This window comes from Moorena sp. SIO3H5, from assembly GCF_010692395.1.
GTDB lineage: Bacteria > Cyanobacteriota > Cyanobacteriia > Cyanobacteriales > Coleofasciculaceae > Moorena.
Genome location: NZ_JAAHHS010000061.1, coordinates 8,240 through 27,937, shown reverse-complemented (window position 1 = coordinate 27,937; position 19,698 = coordinate 8,240). Strand labels below are relative to the sequence as shown.

Sequence of the window (19,698 nt, the reverse complement as noted above, 5' to 3'; positions counted from 1 at the left end):
TGCCAGTCCCCGCAGTCGTACCCATCCCCCTGACTATCGCACTGGAGCTTACACTGGTGCAGTAGTGGAAAATGTTAACTTCACTGGTATCCAGCGGATGGATGAAAAGCAGCACTACTACTGCTGTGCTTGGTCCGGTGAAAAGTCAAGAAAAACAATCCCGGGTGGTTGTCAGGGAATTCCTAATAAATTAGGGCGCTAGAAGGTTGAATCGGGTTGAACGCGCACGCGTGGCCTTTTGGCCAAGGTTGAATCGGGTTGAAAGTTGTTAAGTTTTAAGGTTGTTAAGTTTTAAGGTTGAAGGTTGAATCGGGTTGAACGCGCACGCGTGGCCTTTTGGCCAAGGTTGAATCGGCTTGAACGCGCACGCGTGGCCTTTTGGCCAAGGTTGAAGGTTTTATAGAAAAGCTGCAACTTGCCACCTTTAACCTAGAACCTGCAACCTGTAACTTACCACCTGTAACCTTCAACCTGTAACCTGTAACCTTCAACCTGTAACCTTCAACCTCTAACCTTAAACCTGCAACCTTCAACAAACGATGAACCCAACCTATTCCCTGGTTATTCCTGTATATAACGAGGAAAACAGTATTTCAGAACTGTATCGACGCATCAGTACAGTAATGGATCAGTTAGGGGAGGTGGAGTTAATTCTAGTTAATGATGGCAGTTGCGATCGCTCTCTAGAGCTGATGCGAGACCTTCATCAAAAAGACCCAAGGGTATGTTACCTAAGTCTTTCCCGTAACTTTGGTCATCAAATTGCTGTCACTGCCGGTCTAAATTTTGTACGGGGTCAAGGGATTATTGTCCTAGATGCTGATTTACAAGACCCACCAGAGGTCATCCCAGTGCTAGTGGAAAAATGGCAGCAGGGTTATCAAATTGTCTATGCTCAGCGCACCCAGAGACGTCGTGAAAGTTGGTTAAAGCGTTTTCCGGCTTACCTATTTTATCGCTTACTGCGCCGTCTAGCCAATGTCGAGATTCCCTTAGATACGGGGGACTTTTGTTTAATGGATCGACGGGTGGTTGATGTACTCAATACCATGCCAGAACGAAACCGTTACGTGCGGGGATTGCGCTCTTGGGTAGGGTTGCGGCAAACCTCTGTTTCCTATGTACGTGACCCCCGTTTTGCTGGTGAGATCAAGTACACCATTCGTAAATCCTTAGCCCTAGCAGTAGATGCACTGGTTTCTTTTTCTAAAGTGCCATTGCGAATCGCTACTTATTTGGGATTATTAGCAACAGCGATCGCGCTATTGATGGCAGGGTTAGTGCTTTACTGGCGAATTTTTGAACCGAATTCTCCTGTGACTGGGTTTGCCACTATTATGATTGCAATTTTCTTTTTGGGAGCAGTGCAGTTAGTATCTATTGGTATTTTGGGGGAATATGTAGGACGGATTTATGAAGAAGTTAAAGGAAGACCATTGTATGTTTTATCAGAAGTGAGGGGGTTTGGGTCGGAATGACTATCAGCTATCAGCATATGTTTAGGTTTTTTGGCGTTGCGTCAGTCAAGGAATGAAAAGGAGTAGAGTGGGCATCCTGCCCACCCGACAATAATTAATAGCAGTAGAGTGGGCATCCTGCCCGCCCGAAAATAATTAATAGCAGTAGAGTGGGCATCCTGCCCGCCCGAAAATAATTAATAGCAGTAGAGTGGGCATCCTGCCCGCCCGAAAATAATTAATAGCAGTAGAGTGGGCATCCTGCCCGCCCGAAAATAATTAATAGCAGTAGAGTGGGCATCCTGTCCGCCCGAAAATAAGCATGAAACTGGCAAGATGCCAGTTCCACCAAGATGCCAGTTCCACAAAACTCTTAAAATCATTCCATTATTCTTAAAATCATTCCATTCCAAGAGCAACGCCTGTTTTTTCTATACCTTTGGCTAAGATGCTATCTTTTTCTGTGAGAGCCAGCCTAAACCTAAAAGAGTAAGTCCTATCACCGTGCCAGGTTCAGGTACACTTGCTGGTGGTTCATTTTCTACCCGCCTAAAACCCACTGTGTCTACAAATTCTCCATCTACCTCGAACACAGTAAAAAACTCTGGAAAACCCCCAGCCGGACTATTAGCACCACTAAAACTAAAATCTTCTGTACTCCAACGTAATTGCGCACCCTCTGCAAAACCTGTGAATGTTGACCACATAGGCTCTATGGTTGAATCTACTTTGGTATAGGTTTTATTTTTGAAAAAAAACTCAATCTCATCTACCGGATAAGTTGATTTTATCACTGGAACATCAGGAAAATTAGCAAAAAATTCACTAATGGTTTCATTGGCGTCATCATAGCTGAACTTACCGGAAAATTCTTCTGTTGAAAACTCATAGGTAATGGTAATAGCTTGGGCAGGATTAGTTTCAATAACTGCTACGCTTAAAGCCGCACCAGTAGTGAGTAGTGCTAAGTGGCAGATACTTTGTCCTTTAAACATTAATTGAACCCTGTAAATTAGTTGTTGATATTACTTTAAATTAGGTAACCAAATTAAGTCTATACCAAGGCTCATAATACTTAAGCAACATTACAGAAGGTTTAAATAAACTTTACTGAAAAATAATTAAATGCTATTGTGCATAACGGTTGATACTATACCAATAGAGAATAGGGAATAGGGAGTCGCATCGCTACCTACTCCCTACTCCCGACTCCCTACTCCCGACTCCCTTTGCTCTATGATTGAATTTGCGTCTTTCAAAACTCAACTAGCTGCTTCAGCTCCCCGTTTGTTTGAGCTAATTGATAGTTTTAAGCAATCTAAAGTACTAGTGGTTGGTGATTTAACTCTTGATGAGTTTCTCACAGGTGAAGTGGAACGAATTTCACGAGAGGCTCCAGTATTAATAATACGTCATGAAACCACTCGTCAAACTCCTGGTGGTGGGGCAAATGCTGTGTATAATCTGGCTAAGCTGGGAGCAGAGGTTAAGGTAGCTGGGTTTTTGAGTAAGGATCCTCAAGGGCAAGTGCTGCGGACGATGTTTGAGGAGGTGGGGATTGATACTAGTGCGATCGTGATTGATCCAGACCGACCAACTGTGACCAAAAGCCGGATTGCTGGTCATGCCCGTCAGTCGGTGACTCAGCAGATTGTGCGAATAGACCGCAAGTCCGATGAATTGCCCGACCGAGATATGCAGTTAGAGTTGGCAGCACAAGTACAACAGTATTTAGGTCAGGTGGATGCTGTGGTTTGTTCTGATTACGGAGATGGTGTGTTTACACCACCAGTGATTGAAGCGGTTTTGTCTCACGACCGCACCATTGTAGATACTCAGAAGAATCTGGACCGTTATCATGGGGCTAGAGTTTTTACTCCCAATCTGCCAGAAGCGGAGCGAGCAGTGGGCTATGGGATTAAGAGTTTTGAGGATTTGTTGAGAGCTGGTAGAGATTTGTTGGCACTGACTCAAGGGGAAGAAATTCTGATTACTCGTGGTGAACAGGGCATGAGTTTGTTTGGTCGTGATGGTAAGGTGGAGCATATCCCAGCGTTTAATCGCACCGATGTATTTGATGTAACTGGTGCTGGGGATACAGTCGTCGCAGCCCTGACCTTGAGCTTGTGTCTGGGGGCTTCTTACTGGGAAGCAGCGGTTTTGGGTAATTTGGCCGCTAGCATTGTGGTGCGCCAGTTTGGGACAGCCACCACTAGTCAGGATGAGATGAAAGAGGCTTTACAGGGATTGTTGGAGGTTGAAGTATAAACGTAAGCATTCAGCTATCAGCCGTCAGCTATCAGCCAAAGGCTCATACTAAATCCGGTTTATAAAAGCTTATAAACGTTAGTCATAAGTTAACCAATGATAATTAGTTAAATTTTTAATCTCTGAGGTCATAGTGTGAAGGAGTTGACAACGAGTTACTAAACGTTCTTCAATTTCATCTATAGTTTTAAAAGATTCATTTACCAGAGGTTCATCTATCAAAGACCACAATCTCTCTGCTGGTTGTAGTTCCGGAGAGTAAGGAGGAAGAAATTTTACAATTATTCCCTCTGGTATTTTTACTTTTTGACTTCGATGCCATCCGGCATTGTCTTCTACTAAAATAATTATTTTTTCGGGATTAACTCCCACATCTTCAGCGAAAGCTTGATAGACTAAGCTTAACCATTGATTGTTAACTCTTGGTATTAAATAACAGAGAGTTTTCCCCGTTTTTGGTTCAACAAATCCATAAACATATAACCACTCATAACGATGGTGTACTACTGCTGTAGGTCTTTCTCCGATAGGAGCCCAGATTTTTTTGATAATTGGTTTTAATCCAACTCTGTGTTCATCAAAAAACCATACCTCTATCTGAGCATCGGAAAATTGTGTTCGTAATTGTTGGACTGTTAAAGGAAAATTATCTTTAAATTTTTTTTGTTCAATCGGGTCTCCTTTCCGATGTTTTGGTCTGGGTTTCTGCCAAGAATATTTTGACTTTTTTAAGTAATCCCACCCCCTTTGATTCCAAACTTTTTCAATTCCGGTTATAGTTTCAATCCATCTAGCTACTTTTGGGCCAGTCCATATTCCCCCATCCGGTGGTCTTTTTTTGAGTTGAACTGTTAATTCTTGGAACTGTTTTTCAGTTAATAATGGCTTTTTTCCTCTGGGATGTTTAACACTTTTTTTCTTAAGATTTTGGACTCCTTCTTCTCCCAATTCATTATATTTCTTAAGAATTTTAAAAGCATACTGATAGTTAATACCTACAGCAGCAGCTGCATTTTTTATTGTCCACCCTAGAGAAATTTTCCATAACAAATGCCATCTTCTTGCTTCTACAGGGTCAAGACTTGCTCTGTATCTTTTTTTCAGTTCACCATTACTCAGATGGTCAGCTAAATAAGCTTTTTTGGGCATTTCACATTCTGATTGTGTATTCAGTCTATTATAACCGGATTTGGTATCACCCCTAACTACTGTTCCCTTAGCGTGTGCGTAGGGCATATGGTTAGATGGGATTTTCCTCAGACTTTCAACTCTGATTCATCTCGAACTATTAAATTCTCCTGAGGTTTATTTTAAGCATTAGGCTGACAGCTGACAGCTGACGGCTGAACGCGCACGCGTGCGCGTAGCGCATATGCTTAAGTTTTTTCTTTCATCACTTAATCTTTTAGCTAACTTTACTGACTCTTAAAAATCAAATCTAGGAATGTTTGATTAACTATTGGTAGTAGTTTTTTATATCAAAATCGATGAAATTAACTCACATTAGTGCTTCTTTAGTATTCCTGGGAGCTATCGCAGTTACTCCAGCTTATGGAGCCTCCGTATCATTCACTCCGATTGGGTCGCAATTAGACCAAGATGCCATCAATGACCTTGAAGTCAATGTTGGTGACACCATTGATGTCTTTTTCACTTTAGATACTAGCGGTCTCACTGCTAATTTACAGTCATTAGACCTTCTTTTTCAACAAGATCCTACTGAGCTTCTTACTCTAGACGTATTTAGGACAGATGCAGATGTAGCTGCCTTTTCAGAATTTACCGGGAGCCCAGTAGAAAACCCACCGTTTGGGATACCGACAGTACTTTTTCAACGTAGTGATGCAGTTGGAGTTTCTCCAAACTCTACCCTAGAGATAGTTGGGGCAACTTACGAAGTACTTCCTGGGTTTAAGAATGATGGATTGCCTGACTTAGCAGTTACCGTTAGCTCGGCAATTGATGCCAATGGTATTGATGTAACCAGTCTATTTCAAGCAGGTACCCAAGGTATTGATGTTCAGCCTGCCCCTGTTCCTGAAACCACATCACTGTTAGGTTTCTTAGGATTAGCTGCTTTGGGGACTAGTTCATTAGTAAAAAACTGCTCAAAACGGGTTTAATTGTTTCAGTAGTCTTTATAGTTTCAGGTTTTGTTGTTAATGGGTAATCGGTCATGACTAATGGGTAATTACACTACTCATTAGTCATTACTAATTACCCTATTTTTATGCCGAACTTCCAGTTCTTTATAGCCAGTTTTTTGATCGAGTGTTCTCAGAAAACTAAATTCTTCACTGGTTCCGATTACTATCTCGGCTGTTGTATAGATGATACAATCTTCAGCTAGGTGACCACCGATAACTTTACCATTTTTATCACCAAGGGAAATGTGTAAATGTACACCGTGGATCGATAGAGTTCCAACTAAAGACACTATCTCGAATTTTTCGATAAATAATTGGCTGGTATTTTGATTAGCGAATCGAAGGTTGGCTTGTTTGAGACTACCAACGGCTGTCAATATAAAACCAGCTTGAATAGTATTTTTTTTGACAACATTGATTAAGCTAACTTTTAAATCCTGATCCGGTTCTATCCTAATCGCAAAGGCTTCAATCATATAGCAAAGGGAACAGGGAATCGGGAATCGGGAATCGGGAACAGGGAACAGAGGAACCCACCCCTAACCCCTCCCAGGAGGGGAAGGCAATAGGCAAGAGGCAAGAGGCAAGAGGCAAAAGTTTACTACAAAAGCTTTTGCTGCTTCTATTAATGTCCTAATCTCCCCATCTCCCCATCTCCCCACACTTCCCTACTCCCTACTCCCTACTCCCTACTCCCTACTCCCTAAAGTTAATTAGATGATGCTACGGATTTATTAGCAGCGTGAGCTTCTACCATCCGGGAAATATCAGGATTATAGAGTCGCAAATAATTCCAATAATTACCAAACACTGTTTTCACGTAACCTTTGGTTTCTCGAAAGGGGATTTTTTCAATAAAGGCGTCGGGGTCACTAAAACCGTATCTATTCACCCATTTAGATACATTACCGGGACCGGCATTGTAACTGGCAACGGCTAATAGGGAGTTGTTACTGTTCTGTTGGTGGGTAAAGCTTAGATACCATGTCCCCAATTTAATGTTGTCATCAGGGTTTTTAAGATTGTATTCTTTCAACTGGATTTTTTGGGCAACCCAACTACCTGTTGCTGGCATCACTTGCATTAAACCCATGGCACCAGCAACGGAACGGATTTCTGGTTCAAATCTAGACTCTTGGCGAATTAGGGCAGTTACGAGTAAGGGATTAAGCTCCCGTTGACCAGACCAGTTAAGAATTGAATTTTCGAAAGGGAAGGGAAATAGAGCATGCCAGTATTTTGGTTGGTCACGCAGTGCTGCCCATTCGGCTTGTTCTTGGGGAGTTTCTCGTCGTTTTAGGCTCCAGACTTGGTTAATGCCTTTGAGATTATCCCCAATCCCTAGGCGCAATAAACCATCAGTAAATTGCTCCGAGACACTTAGTTCCTTGCGGTTTCCTAATTCCACTTGCCACAGAGCCCAAGCATCGTAATCTTGACCAAGTTGGTGCAGTTCTTTTAGGGTTCCAGAACCGTCTTTTAGTAAAGGTCTAGCTTGGGGTCTGACCACTTTTGGCATTAAGTAGCGCACGGAGGTGAAGTCCCCTACATTCCAGCCTAAATAGTTGGCCGACCGCCATGCATAGTAGGATTCTGGATAACGAGCCAGTACATGCTCAAAGGCAGCTTTGGCATCATTAGGACGCCCCAGCTTACTTGCCCATCTACCTACCCAGAAGCCAGCTTGGGCAGCAATGTCACTATCGGGATTGTTGGTGGTAATCGGTTGCGCCCATTGCCATGCTTGTTGTAGCTGGCCTTTTGCTGCTTTTTTTTGAGCCATTTGCCAACGATAATTAGCCGCAGCATCAGAACTCGCATATTGGGTCAATACCGACTTACGAGCTTGGCCAGCAGACACTTTGCTGTTGAGCTTTTCTAGGATTTTGGCTTTGTCGAGCAAGGCTTGAGGAGCTTCATCGGGATAATTCTGGATGACTTGATCCAGATAGGCTAAGGCTTCTGGTGGCTTAGAGATACTAGCAAGACGCCTTAAGGCTAATCCGGTTTCTTGGGCATTGGGATAGGCGCTGATTAACTGTTCATAAAAGACTTTGCCTTTGCTGGCTTTTGTATCTAAATGAAGCCCTCGACCAGCCCGGTAGAGATTGCGGGGAGTACGGGGGGCTTGGGCGTAGGCTTTACCAGCTTTGCCATATTTCCAGGTTTCCCAGTAACCAGTGCCAATCATTTCCCAGTCTTCCGGGGTGAGTTGCTCAGGGTACTTCTCAACGATCCGGTCTCGGATCTCCTGCATTCCTAAGGCTTTAGGAGTGTGCTTGGCTAAGATTAATAGTAATGGGAGTTGGTTGGGATTGTTTTTGAGGCGCTGTCGGACAATTTCTAGAGTACGGGGATGGCTGGGAAATTTTGCGATCGCATCGTCCCAGTGTTTAGGATTAGATTTGCCTAGATGATAAAGGGCTTCTGCTGCCACTGCTTGGTTGGGGTACTTTTTCAGGATAGTTTGCCAAACTCCTGTAGCCTTAGCGCTATCCCCCATGGCTTGGTAAGCTTGAGCACGTTTGAGGGCAACGTGGGATGCTAAAACCGGATAATCTGACTCAAGTCCTTCGAGATGCTTTAGGGCTTGTTCTGGCTGATTTTGTTGAATTAAATCCGATGCCAACAGATAACGGGCGCGATACTGTTCCCGAGACTTCGGACCTGAGGCAAAGGCATCTAGGTTAGTTGCTCGTTGTTGAGGTGGCAGGGAAACCAGCCGTGCTACAGCGGATTTGCCTGTTGACTCCGTTAACCCTTGGCTGGCAGTCTTGTTTTCCTCCTTTTCCTCTAGTTGATTCGCTACGGTGACACCTAAGAATACAGCTCCCAGGCACACTGATACCAATAACACTATGGCTCCAGCCAATAACAGAAATTGCTGTCTACGCTCTTTTAACATAAATCCTCACCCAACACAGTTGCTGCAGTTGAAAGTCTCTTAGAATATGACCCATCACCAGGGTAATCTGGTTTCCCTCTTGAGTTATAAACCATAATATAAAGTTCTTGGCTAAGAACCTGGAACCGGACGTAGTCAGATTTGGTCAGAATTAGTCAGACTTAACAGAGCACGAAGCCAGCAATAAGTAGATAATTAGATAACTATAATAACTATTATGATAACTATATTTTTTTAACCCTGATGAGGCACATTTTTGCCACCCTTAGCGCGCTCTATCCCCCATCTTTGAACTAGGTTACCTTTAAATTGTGATGATTTATGGTAGGATAACCTATAATTTTGTTATTTAGGGAAGGGAATAGGGAGTAGGGAGTAGGGAGTAGGGAGTAGGGAGTAGGGAGTAGGGAAAAAAACTTATCAGAATTGATTTAGGATTGCTATTGTGTTTGCTTGTTCAAGATATAGCGTTTCTGATAGTTCTGAATTAGTCATAGTAGTCAAGTAATCAGAGTTGGTAGTTGATCACAAGAGTGAACTTGAGAACAAGTCATGACTAAAACCACCGTTGATCAGATTCGATTCACTACTGCAGACCTAGATCTGTTACCAGAGGACGGTAATAGATATGAAGTTATCGATGGAGACCTGTTTGTGACCAGATCCCCCCATTGGAACCACAACAAGGTGGTGGGAAGACTATACAATGCCCTTGATTCCTGGTCTTTAAGTGATAAGGGCTATGGTGAAGCTGTGCTAGTTCCAGGTATTGTTTTTGACCAATAAAATGCTGTGGAACCGGATGCTGTCTGGGTTTCCGACAAGAATCGCTTGCCACAGATGCTGGATGAAGCAGGCCATTTAACTGAAGCGCCAGACCTGATCATAGAATCTTTATCACCAGGAACTCAAAACGAGCGTCGTGACCGAGAGGTAAAACTGAAACTCTACTCAGTGCGGGGGGTTCGGGAATACTGGATTGTGAATTGGCGCACTACTAAACTTGAGGTTTATCGGCGACAAACTGCCAAGCTTACCTTAGTCGAGACACTGTTTCCTGGAGATATACTGCGATCGCATTTACTTCCTGGTTTTGAGTTGCAGCTGCAGATTGTGTTTTTGTGACTATCCTAAACTACCCTAACGGGTGAGTGTAGGCTTTCAGTAACCAGAATCAGACTCCCCTTGAAACCAACGACAGCGATTAGCTATTAGCAGGGCTAAAACGGCGTTGCTGACCAAGGAATGGTGTACTAAAAATAAAACTATGCAATGCCCGCGTATGTCATAGCAACAAAACTCATCAATAGGGTCATCACAGAGGGAAACAAAGATATAAATGTAACAAATGCGAGCATCAAGACAATGTTGCAGGAGCAAGTCACTTATGCTTAGCATTTGTACTCAAGCTATAGCCCCCTCAGGTATTTTAGCTTGCTCTGATAGTAAATATAGCAACCGAAGTATAGTTTGGGACAGAGTATTTTGGTTTAAAGGGAGCTTTGGAGTAGGGACTAAGGCCGTATGCCACGCTACGCGAACGGAGCAGAAATATGTCTTAACCTTTACTTCGAATGCTATAGTTCATAAGCTGTAACGCATTGAGATTGGGATACCTAAATTCCTCAAAGGGAACGGGGAACTTCGGATCAGATAACGGGGAATAACCAATTTAAATGTACATTAGCTTATGTTCGGCAACTTTGACCTGCTCCCCTTGTTGTTAGTTGTTGGGTATCCCCTGGAAAAGTTTGAGTCTAAATTCCGGTATTAATCTGATAAAAAATCTCTTTTTGATTGTTCATAAATCATGAATATAAGTAGTTAAATTTTCTACTAGGTTGGGTACGGCATTGTGTGCATCTTCTAGAGATTTACTATGGCGAGCATCCCCAAATTCTTGATATTCAATTGCGATAATATGGTGATTCTCAACACCAAGAAGTTCAAAACACTTAATTATATGCGGATGAAGATAGTTATCATTAGCATTTTGCTGCTCGGATAAAAAGCCTCCTTCACCACTAGCACTGAGAATTACCAAAGTTTTACCACTTTGAATTGGTTTAATTGGATGCTCGCCACGAGATAGATCAAAGCTAAATGTTTTATTCACTCTTATCACTTGATCGATCCAGGCTTTTAAACTGACAGGCATTCCGTAGTTGTACATAGGAGTGCCAATCACAATAATGTCGGATTGAACTAATTCATTAATTAACAGATCGGATAGTTTTAGTTCTTGACGTTGTTCGTAACTGCGATTGGCTTCATCAGTGAATGCAGCATCAATCCAAGCCTCCGTTGTTGCTGGAGGTGGTTTTATACCGACATCTCGTCTAATAATGCAATCATTAGGACGTTTTGTTTTCCATTCTTTTATAAAACGAGCTGACAGTTCCCTACTTAGAGATCTGTTAGTTCGCGCACTAGCATCAATATGGAGTAGTGTTTTCATTAAAATTCCCCTTTACAAATTTTACCTTCAAATTTTACCTTCAAAGCCAATAATACCGGTTCATGGCTCAAAATCAAATACTCACTAGACTTGATACTACCATTGTATCCTTCAAAAGTTTCACCGGTTTCAAAGCTTGTATCAGTCGGATCTTGGAAGTTAGCATATTTTCATTCATGGCGGTTATTTTTTTTCATTGGAACTGCCTTGGTTACCAAGACTTTGGTACATCCAGTAATAAATCGAACAGAACATAACAAATACAAACATAGAAAAACCGATCGAGACAACATTGATAGGAATCAAGATTAAAGAACTTACCAGCTCGATAAATATAAGTCCTATAACTATATTTACAATAGTTTTCCGCTTCAATAAACTCCCTATTATTGCCCCTGTCGGAGCCCCGATTACAACTACAGGAACTGCCGTCAGCCAATAATTAATTATTGGCTCTCCAAAATCACTAATAATATATTTATGAAGTATCAAACCTGCTATGGCATTAATAGCCATCAAAATGACTGAAGTTGGGGTACTAATTTTTTCACATAATCCAAACAATAAAACCATTATCGAAAAACAAAAAATGTCCATACCGCTACCCACTAATCCGCTGATTATTCCTCCTATCAGTCCTGTTATTAGTGAAATAACTCGTTCCCTACTTCCCCAAAAATGGATAGCCAAGTTTCGTCTTCTTTTAGTTCGATTGGAAGCGAACAAAACAACTGCAAAACTGCTGATCATCATCGTGAAAGAAATCTTAATAGCTTCTGAAGGCAAAAGGACAGCCAAAAAACTTGAGCTGAAAAAAATACCTGGAATTCCTCCAAGGCTTGCCCAAAATATGAATCGCCATTCAACCTTAGTTCTCATTGCCATAATGGTCAATGACGCCGCACTCATACCAACACTTTGAATTGCTAAAGAAAAAACCTTGGCATCGTGTGGAGATAATTGAAGCACTTTGGTCAAAACCGGAAAGGCGACTGCTCCTCCGCCCATACTGGTGCTACCAGCAACCATAGACCCAAAAATCATAGTTGAAGCTATCTCCCAGTTAGCTTCAAACAGAGAAAGTACTCGACTAGGACTAACTGCAAATAACCATATACTCCATGTAGCGATAGCGCAAAATAAGCTAGTAAACAAGGAAAATATAAGTGGATTAAATTGAAGCTTATATCTATAAAAACCTAAGTTTTTATAGATATAGTTATTGATTTTTTTTTTTGAATTTATACGATTTTTTTGCTGATACATACAACTAGATTAACGTAAAAAAATGGCATTATATATGTTTATTACTTGGTTAGTATTCATACAAAATTATTGACATACTAAAGCTACAGCAAAAGCTTATATAGTCTGGGTTTCAGTTAGATTATGAATATAATTAATTCTGTTTAGATCCATACTGCATTAAATGTTAGTGCGTCAAATTAATGTGGGATAGGTGGCGCGGTCATGCCAATTCAAAGGGCGAGCGCTAGTCCTGCCCTTTGAGCTACAGTTGTCTTGAAGCAACTATGCTGCCAAATCCAAAAGAGATAGAGCAATTCTCAAATTAATGAGCTATGACCTGTTCTCCCTTGAAGGCAGTAGGCAGGTGAAGTGTACCTCAGTTACTCCATAAACGCTATAGCAATCCTATTTGATTCGTGAAATATAGTGGCCGATCGCGCTTTAGCGGGCTCTTCGAGCCATCGCATAAGCGCGGAAGCTGAGGCCGTAGGCCAGCGTGGCCTTTTGGCCAAAGCTATCGCTATAACCCTTGCCCAGCAATGATTTTATATTTTGCAGATTTTACAACTGATTTAGGATTGCTATATATTAGCAATCCTTTTTTATCTACGCTGATTTTTTATGCCATAACGGTATTGACAGCATAAATTTTTTGGTTACTCTTAGAAACAGATTGATTTGAAATCAATTGAATATTATCCTTCAAAGGTTTCATAACTCTATGTAAATCACGGGGTTGTGATTTGGGTTTAAAAAGACCATTACCTTCCCAGGTGTCCACATCTAAGCTAATAGCCCAGGCGTTTAACCAAACCGGCTCTGAAAACATGGTTAGTTTATTGGGCATAGTATCCTCTAGTGCCAACAAAAATATTACTTGAGCCAGTTCCTCAAGTATTTTTAAATTGGCTATGTAGTCGTCAATAAGCTGTAGATCGGTCTTTTTAAAAAACAAGTTTGAACGAAATTGGTTAACAAAAGGCAACATTCCTAAATAATCTATAAATTCAAAGGAAAGTCTATGAGTAGGTTTGTTTGACCAGTCTTTAAACAATTGCTCAACCTGATGTGCTAAGGATGAAAATTCCTCAAGAACACCATCAAATTTTTCCATTCTATCTGGGTCTAAAAATACGGAGTTAAAAATCAGTGGTGTTACAGTTGCCCAGGAAAACATTGCCTTCCAAATATACTGCATTAAAAATAACACAGGACTTTTACCCAAAAGCTGATAAGATCCTCCGATACTTGTTGTCACATTGTCATTAGTCTTTAAGTAAAATCGATTAGCGTGGTCTACCATTTTTTGATTCAACTTCCCACTAAGGTCAAGTTTAATCAGTTCGGTCGTTAAGGTATTCCCCAAAGCAATCATATCTGTTCCAGGTGAATACAAAGGATCGGGGAAGGCTCCTGCTTCTCCTACACAAGTCCAACGATTGAAAGAAAAAACCTGAGTTGATGAGTAACTATATTTTGGCATTTTCATGAAATCTGCAGGCTGTCGGTCTTTTATCTGTTCGGCTAAGATTGGTTCATGTTTTTGTAACCAATTACAGGCTTTTTCGTAGGTACTATATTCCTTAAAATTATGAACCCTATCGCTAGTAACAATACCAATACTTGTGTATCCGGAGGGCAGAGGAATTAACCAGACCCAGTAACCTTCTCCTACTAAATGATTAGCGGAGTAATAACGGATATTGTTAGGAACACGATTATGCCATTGTGAGTTAGTTAAAGGAACTAGATCGCTCACATCAACACGTTCGTTAATACGAAACCAGACCGCACTTCTATCTTGAAAAGTGGATTTTTCTAAACCCAATTTCTTTTGCAAAAACCGACGCCTACCCATTGCATCTACTACCCAACGAGCTTTAAATGTATGTATTTTTTTTGTGTCTAATTGCTTGCAGACAATAGAGTGAAAATCTTTCGAATCATTCAGATTTATACTTTGCACCGAGCCATGTTCTAGCAAGTCTATGCCAGCTTCCAAATTAAACTCTCGTAAATCATTTTCTAGTAAACCACGATCCATATGATAGGTAAATTTTGAGTTAAACAATTTAAAACTTGCTACCCCAATTTCTGGTCGCTCATTTAAAGGTTTATGTGATTTACCTAGAAAAAATCTTAGTCCGAGTTTTTGCATATGATGCTGATTAAAATAGTCCTTTAGATCTAGAGTTTCTGTTAAGTAGTTAGTACCTATTTCAACAGTTGACTCTCCAACCTTAAAGGCTGAAATAGGTAAAGGTTTAGCTAATCTGTCAATAACTAAAATTGAGATATCCGACATTTCTAGCTTTAACTGTCGTGCTAGAGTCATTCCGGCTAAACCTCCACCACAAATAACTACATCGTATGTAGTTTTTAAATTAAAGGACTCAACGTTATCAAAAGATCTGAGCATTTTAGTCTCCTTATTTAGTAAAAAAATTTTGAAGTAATTAACTTTTTAGATAGAGATTTGCTAACGCCAATCGTCTATTACATAAATACCAGGTCGGTTAAAAGCCGGTTTATTTAAATAGTGCATAGCTACACCTAATCTGTTAATTTTAAATCCAAAGGCTAGCATTTGTTGGTAGGCTTCTTGACGTGCCATGTTGATGCCACCAACTAAGCGCGATGCGCCCTCTAGTAAGCTTAATGTTTCACAACCCTCTAATAACTGCTTAAAATTTTGTTCGGCTTTTTCTCCCAAACGGCTCGCTCCAAACTTGATATAACAGGTTTCGCTTCCAGCTTCGGTGTCTTTACCATAGTGGCAAATAGCAAAACCCATTAGACCTTTTTCATCGAAAAAAAAGATTGTTTCCCCTAAATTTTGCTTTTCAACAACACGAATTTCAATCTCTATATCTAGCCCATCATGGAAATCACCAACTAATTCGCGGCTGGCTTTAAGGCACTCTAAACGTTGGTTTTCAGAAATTTTTGAATATCTAAATCCTTGTAAATTTTTAGCTTTTTTTATAGGTACTTTTGACATAATTGCTGTCAAAAACCGAGGGTAGAATCCATACTTCTGATATAAATAGAGATGCTTAGGGCTGTTGGAACGAGTAAAAAAACCTGACTGCTCAATCTGCCACTGTTTTAGACATTCCATCGCTGGTTCAATTAATTGTTGAGCGATTTTATGACCCCAAAAATCTGGATGGACTGCTAACGGTCCAAAAAGTCCAAAGCTTCCCCAGTTAATCGCAAAATTGACTCCAACTAGCTGTCCATCGACTTCAGCTCCAAAAGCAGTCTTTGGGTTATTAAACCAGCGGTTCATGTATGTTATGTCTACTCCATAATTACTCGAACCATAAGGCTCTGTTAAAGCACTAAAAGCCTCTCGAAAAACTTGATCGGCAAGTACTAGTTCATCTTTGCGAAGTGTGCGAATATCAACGTACATAAATTTTATTTTTTCCCCAATTTATTAAGTAATATTTTTATCCTTTATTTCCCTATCAAAATAATCCTAATTCAGAGCCATAACCATCAAACACGAAATCTTGATTGTCTTCAGTAATAGTATAACTGATAACCGGATATTTTAGCTGAATAGGAGCCTCATTATACAAATTTTATTCGAGAAATTCAGCCATCTTTTGCCGAGCTCCGACTGGGTAAGTTCCCAATTAGACTGAAAAACATGCCACATGCCATCATACAGATATTGTTGGGTAAATACGGAAGTACTAATATCTAAAATCTAAATAGACTTTTTCAGGATTAATTTTCATGATTAGGAGCTACAAAGCCCTGTATTTACATTCCGAAAATCTCAAAAAAGGGGCAGGCGATGACAGCAATTTGTCTGGTGTTATGTCCAGTATTTTGTAATCAATAAGCCTGCCCTTACCGAACAGCGGAAGTTGTAAATCCTCAACCAACCTATGGTAAACTATTTGTTAGCTGACTGTAAGGAAAAACATGATGCATCTTTTTTGATGAAACTTAACAATACCCACTTATACAAAAACAAAGTTAGCTTCACTCAAATTATTTGACTGAACTCCTAGTAGAATTGCTAAGTCTTGAGTTTCAGTACTAATTACAGTGTTAGTTCCATCTTGAGTTAAACTCAAATCGCTAAATTGTAAATCTAGATCGCCAATACCTAGCACATCCACTTCTAATTCAAAGTCGGTGATGGTGTTAACTCCCTCTGGCAAAGAACTGATAGCAATCCAGAAGGAATCAGTCCCAGGTCCACCAGTAATAACGTTCCCACTTCCGGTACTAACAAATATTGTATCATCTCCATCTCCAGCAATAATACGGTTATTTCGACCAAGGAAGAAAAGGTCGTTGTCTTTTCCGCCCTCCAGAAGGTTGTTACCACTGGCATTTGTCACATCAAAAATGTCGTCGCCAGAACTACCAAACACGAAGTCTCCATCTCCATCAAAGCCAGGAGTTATCCCAACCTTGAATAAATCATCGTCTTCAGAACCAAAAACTTGTCCCAAGATATCATCATCTTCACTGGTTGTATCATCAACTTCAGTGATGGTAATTAACGCAATCGGATAGTTTGGAACTGTAAAATCGGCGGAGCTAGTTGGGACAGCATTCTCCACATCCTTTGGAGATAAAATATTGCCATCGGGAATAAAACCAGGATGCTGGATGATCACACCTTTTTCATCGATACCAGTGTTTGGTTGAAAATCAATTAAAGGAACTGGGCCAACGCCTACTGCATTAAATCTATCTTCGTCATTCACTTCGGTACCAGCATCCAAAATTTCAGTTCCAGAAATGATAAAGCTAGTAGGAACAAAATTACCTGCATCGTCAAATATCTGATGTTCGATAGCATTTTCGTTACCGAAAAAAGCATCATTGCTAGGAAGGATCATCGAAGCGTAGCTAAAATACTTACTACCAGGAATACTATTGTCAATAGAAACTATCGTTGACACGATATCGCCTGGGAATAAATCTAGGAAGGGATCTGGAGTTGTCCCAATTAACCCTTGGGCAAACCCACCTTCTGTATCGTTAAAATCTTCCATCAGGTATTCAGCATTACCGTCTTCAGCTAATCTCTCAATAGCTATTGATGCAGGGGAATTCAAGTCAAATGTATCAAATCTACCATCATGAATACCAAACCAGAGTGGACTAAACAAGGTACCATTTCTTGGTGCTAGATTCTCGACAGTGATTTTTAAGTTTAATTGATTATCCATAATTAATCTCCTAATCAACACAATTGGGATAATTTATAAAGCAAAACTTAAACTTTTTTGTTTAACTAGTTAAGTTTTGATATTTTTTATTGAACCGGTTCATCAATTGCTGGATCATTGTATGCATCACCCCTCTTATCAAGAATATAAAAAATCCTGGCATTCTTTATTAGCGCTAGCGGTAATTGCTTTTGGAACGCCCATCCGTGATTGCATAGGCCGCTATTTTTTAAGCATTGTTCAGAATTACTATGACATAGATTTTGTCCATCTATGGGAAAAGCATTCACAGCACAGTTCGCAACAGAAATCAAAATGGTGGGTGACACTACAAGTTTTATTACTACCTACAATATTTATTCAATTGTCACACACCCTAGCATAAAAAATGTGTCAGTTGCGGGCGATCCTAAATTTCTCCTTCAAAGCAGAGAACACCAACCCCCCGACTGTAGTCCATGGCTCCCCAGCTTTTAAAGGAACCTTTTAGACCCTTAAATTTACCGCCAGCTTCGACAATATTGTATTCGGTTTGAGCCATATATAAGTTGTCCTCAACTGGTGTATGTATTGATGTATCATCAGTATAGAGATAGCTGCCATCATTGGTCACAAAGTAGTGTTTTAAGTCATATTTTTTCTTACCATCGGGCAAATCTTCTGACCCAGTTACTTTGGCGTAGACACCACCATCAAAAACTCCTGTCATTGCCACTGAAAAGTTTGATTCGTCAATTGCCCTAATGTTGGCAGTGCCACCAATTGAAATCGTCTCAGACATATTATTCTCCTCTATTTCTCAAGTTTGTCAAAATTGCCTTCATCCGCCTTCAGTGGAAGGCAAAAGTTATAGGGCAGAGGCTTGAGCGGGAAAGACTGGTATTAAATTTAGACTTCTTGCCTTCCGCCATTAGGCTTTCAAACCCCAGCTTGTGTAAGGTATCCACAATTAGTTGGGGTTGAAATTCCCATTCAATTGCCTTCTGCCTTCATTTAATGACTTATAAGAACTTAGGTAAAATTACAACCCCCTTAGTATTCTGAAGCAACATTATTTTTCAGGTTGTGGGACTCATGACCCTTTAAAGGTGGTGTGAAAACACATACGAGGCGCAAATTAGTCTTAGCCCGTAGGTAATGCTTATCATGCTGATCGAGAGCATACATAGTTCCCGGTTTTATGGGATAGATAACACCATCTGCTTCTACTTCACCTTCTCCTTCAATACAGTAGCAAGTTTCTTTATGATTTTTGTATTCCAGTAAAGACTCTGTATTGGCAGTAACAGTGGTGTCAGTAAGGGAATATCCCATGGTATCTTTTTCAATCAAGAATCTACGACTTCTACCATTGCCCCATTCAATATCCCTTTCGGTGTTAATAATTTTTTCCAATTCATTCACAATCATTTCAATAGTCTCCTATTAGCTAAAAATCGTTAGTTTGATGTCAATTACGTTACCAGTTGTTTGAATATAACGATGACGATATCTTAAGCTATTTGGGGTTGTAATTCCCATTCAATTGCCTTCTGCCTTCATTTAATAACTTATAATAACTTAGGCAAAATTACAACCCCCTTAGTATTCTGAAGCAACATTATTTTTCAGGTTGTGGGACTCATGACCCTTTAAAGGTGGTGTGAAAACACATACGAGGCGCAAATTAGTCTTAGCCCGTAGGTAATGCTTATCATGCTGATCGAGAGCATACATAGTTCCCGGTTTTATGGGATAGATAACACCATCTGCTTCTACTTCACCTTCTCCTTCAATACAGTAGCAAGTTTCTTTATGATTTTTGTATTCCAGTAAAGACTCTGTATTGGCAGTAACAGTGGTGTCAGTAAGGGAATATCCCATGGTATCTTTTTCAATCAAGAATCTACGACTTCTACCATTGCCCCATTCAATATCCCTTTCGGTGTTAATAATTTTTTCCAATTCATTCACAATCATTTCAATAGTCTCCTATTAGCTAAAAATCGTTAGTTTGATGTCAATTACGTTA

At 40.4% G+C, this 19,698-nt stretch carries 16 protein-coding genes and 2 pseudogenes; 5 read left to right on the top strand and 13 right to left on the bottom strand.

Going from position 1 to position 19,698, the window contains the following annotated elements:
- Positions 1–202, top strand: a pseudogene (locus F6K52_RS09725) (pentapeptide repeat-containing protein); the annotation flags it as partial.
- A gap of 337 nt (positions 203–539) precedes the next feature.
- Positions 540–1,478, top strand: a complete 939-nt coding sequence (locus F6K52_RS09720) for a glycosyltransferase family 2 protein (RefSeq protein WP_293076822.1) — start codon at positions 540–542, stop codon at positions 1,476–1,478.
- 422 nt (positions 1,479–1,900) lie between these two features.
- On the opposite strand, the gene F6K52_RS09715 is transcribed toward F6K52_RS09720, so the two are convergent.
- Positions 1,901–2,452 carry a PEP-CTERM sorting domain-containing protein gene (locus F6K52_RS09715; RefSeq protein WP_293076820.1) on the bottom strand — a complete coding sequence of 184 codons (552 nt, stop codon included), beginning with the start codon at positions 2,450–2,452 and terminating at the stop codon, positions 1,901–1,903.
- A 241-nt stretch (positions 2,453–2,693) separates the two neighbouring features.
- Between F6K52_RS09715 and F6K52_RS09710 the strand changes: the two genes are divergently transcribed.
- Positions 2,694–3,725 (top strand): PfkB family carbohydrate kinase, encoded by a 1,032-nt coding sequence (locus F6K52_RS09710; RefSeq protein WP_293076818.1) that lies wholly within the window; start codon positions 2,694–2,696, stop codon positions 3,723–3,725.
- 78 nt (positions 3,726–3,803) lie between these two features.
- Here F6K52_RS09710 and F6K52_RS09705 read toward each other — a convergent pair whose 3' ends face one another.
- Complete coding sequence (locus tag F6K52_RS09705) at positions 3,804–4,874, bottom strand: IS630 family transposase (protein ID WP_293076816.1); 1,071 nt, start codon at positions 4,872–4,874, stop codon at positions 3,804–3,806.
- Positions 4,875–5,212: 338 nt separating this feature from the next.
- On the opposite strand from F6K52_RS09705, the gene F6K52_RS09700 reads away from it, so the two are divergent.
- A complete protein-coding gene (locus tag F6K52_RS09700) occupies positions 5,213–5,848 on the top strand; it encodes a hypothetical protein (RefSeq protein WP_293076814.1) in 636 nt (211 codons plus the stop codon).
- Between the two features lie 80 nt (positions 5,849–5,928).
- On the opposite strand, the gene F6K52_RS09695 is transcribed toward F6K52_RS09700, so the two are convergent.
- The 3 genes from F6K52_RS09695 to F6K52_RS09685 form a co-directional block, all read right to left on the bottom strand.
- The gene (locus tag F6K52_RS09695; RefSeq protein ID WP_293076812.1) at positions 5,929–6,348 is read right to left on the bottom strand and encodes a PPC domain-containing DNA-binding protein; all 420 of its coding nucleotides are present in this window, start codon (positions 6,346–6,348) and stop codon (positions 5,929–5,931) included.
- Positions 6,341–6,466 (bottom strand): hypothetical protein, encoded by a 126-nt coding sequence (locus tag F6K52_RS09690; RefSeq protein ID WP_293076810.1) that lies wholly within the window; start codon positions 6,464–6,466, stop codon positions 6,341–6,343. Before F6K52_RS09690 ends, F6K52_RS09695 begins: the two co-directional genes overlap by 8 nt.
- Before the next feature lie 115 nt (positions 6,467–6,581).
- On the bottom strand, positions 6,582–8,777 hold the full coding sequence (locus F6K52_RS09685) for a transglycosylase SLT domain-containing protein (protein WP_293076808.1): 2,196 nt from the start codon (positions 8,775–8,777) through the stop codon (positions 6,582–6,584).
- 552 nt (positions 8,778–9,329) lie between these two features.
- Between F6K52_RS09685 and F6K52_RS09680 the strand changes: the two are divergent.
- Positions 9,330–9,902 (top strand): annotated as a pseudogene (locus F6K52_RS09680) (Uma2 family endonuclease).
- Positions 9,903–10,578: 676 nt separating this feature from the next.
- Here the strand turns inward: F6K52_RS09680 and F6K52_RS09675 are convergent.
- The 8 genes from F6K52_RS09675 to F6K52_RS09640 form a co-directional block, all read right to left on the bottom strand.
- Positions 10,579–11,235, bottom strand: a complete 657-nt coding sequence (locus F6K52_RS09675) for an NAD(P)H-dependent oxidoreductase (protein WP_293076806.1) — start codon at positions 11,233–11,235, stop codon at positions 10,579–10,581.
- A gap of 183 nt (positions 11,236–11,418) precedes the next feature.
- The gene (locus tag F6K52_RS09670; protein WP_293076804.1) at positions 11,419–12,501 is read right to left on the bottom strand and encodes a sulfite exporter TauE/SafE family protein; all 1,083 of its coding nucleotides are present in this window, start codon (positions 12,499–12,501) and stop codon (positions 11,419–11,421) included.
- 601 nt (positions 12,502–13,102) lie between these two features.
- Entirely contained in the window at positions 13,103–14,902 is a 1,800-nt protein-coding gene (locus F6K52_RS09665; protein WP_293076802.1) for a tryptophan 7-halogenase, read from the bottom strand.
- A gap of 60 nt (positions 14,903–14,962) precedes the next feature.
- Entirely contained in the window at positions 14,963–15,901 is a 939-nt protein-coding gene (locus tag F6K52_RS09660; protein ID WP_293076800.1) for a GNAT family N-acetyltransferase, read from the bottom strand.
- 559 nt (positions 15,902–16,460) lie between these two features.
- Positions 16,461–17,687 carry a spondin domain-containing protein gene (locus F6K52_RS09655; RefSeq protein ID WP_293076798.1) on the bottom strand — a complete coding sequence of 409 codons (1,227 nt, stop codon included), beginning with the start codon at positions 17,685–17,687 and terminating at the stop codon, positions 16,461–16,463.
- 409 nt (positions 17,688–18,096) lie between these two features.
- Positions 18,097–18,468, bottom strand: coding sequence for a hypothetical protein (locus tag F6K52_RS09650; protein WP_293076796.1), 372 nt, complete (start codon positions 18,466–18,468; stop codon positions 18,097–18,099).
- Positions 18,469–18,719: 251 nt separating this feature from the next.
- Positions 18,720–19,097 (bottom strand): ectoine synthase, encoded by a 378-nt coding sequence (locus F6K52_RS09645; protein ID WP_293076794.1) that lies wholly within the window; start codon positions 19,095–19,097, stop codon positions 18,720–18,722.
- A gap of 171 nt (positions 19,098–19,268) precedes the next feature.
- A complete protein-coding gene (locus F6K52_RS09640; RefSeq protein WP_293076794.1) occupies positions 19,269–19,646 on the bottom strand; it encodes an ectoine synthase in 378 nt (125 codons plus the stop codon).
- Positions 19,647–19,698: the final 52 nt, after the last annotated feature.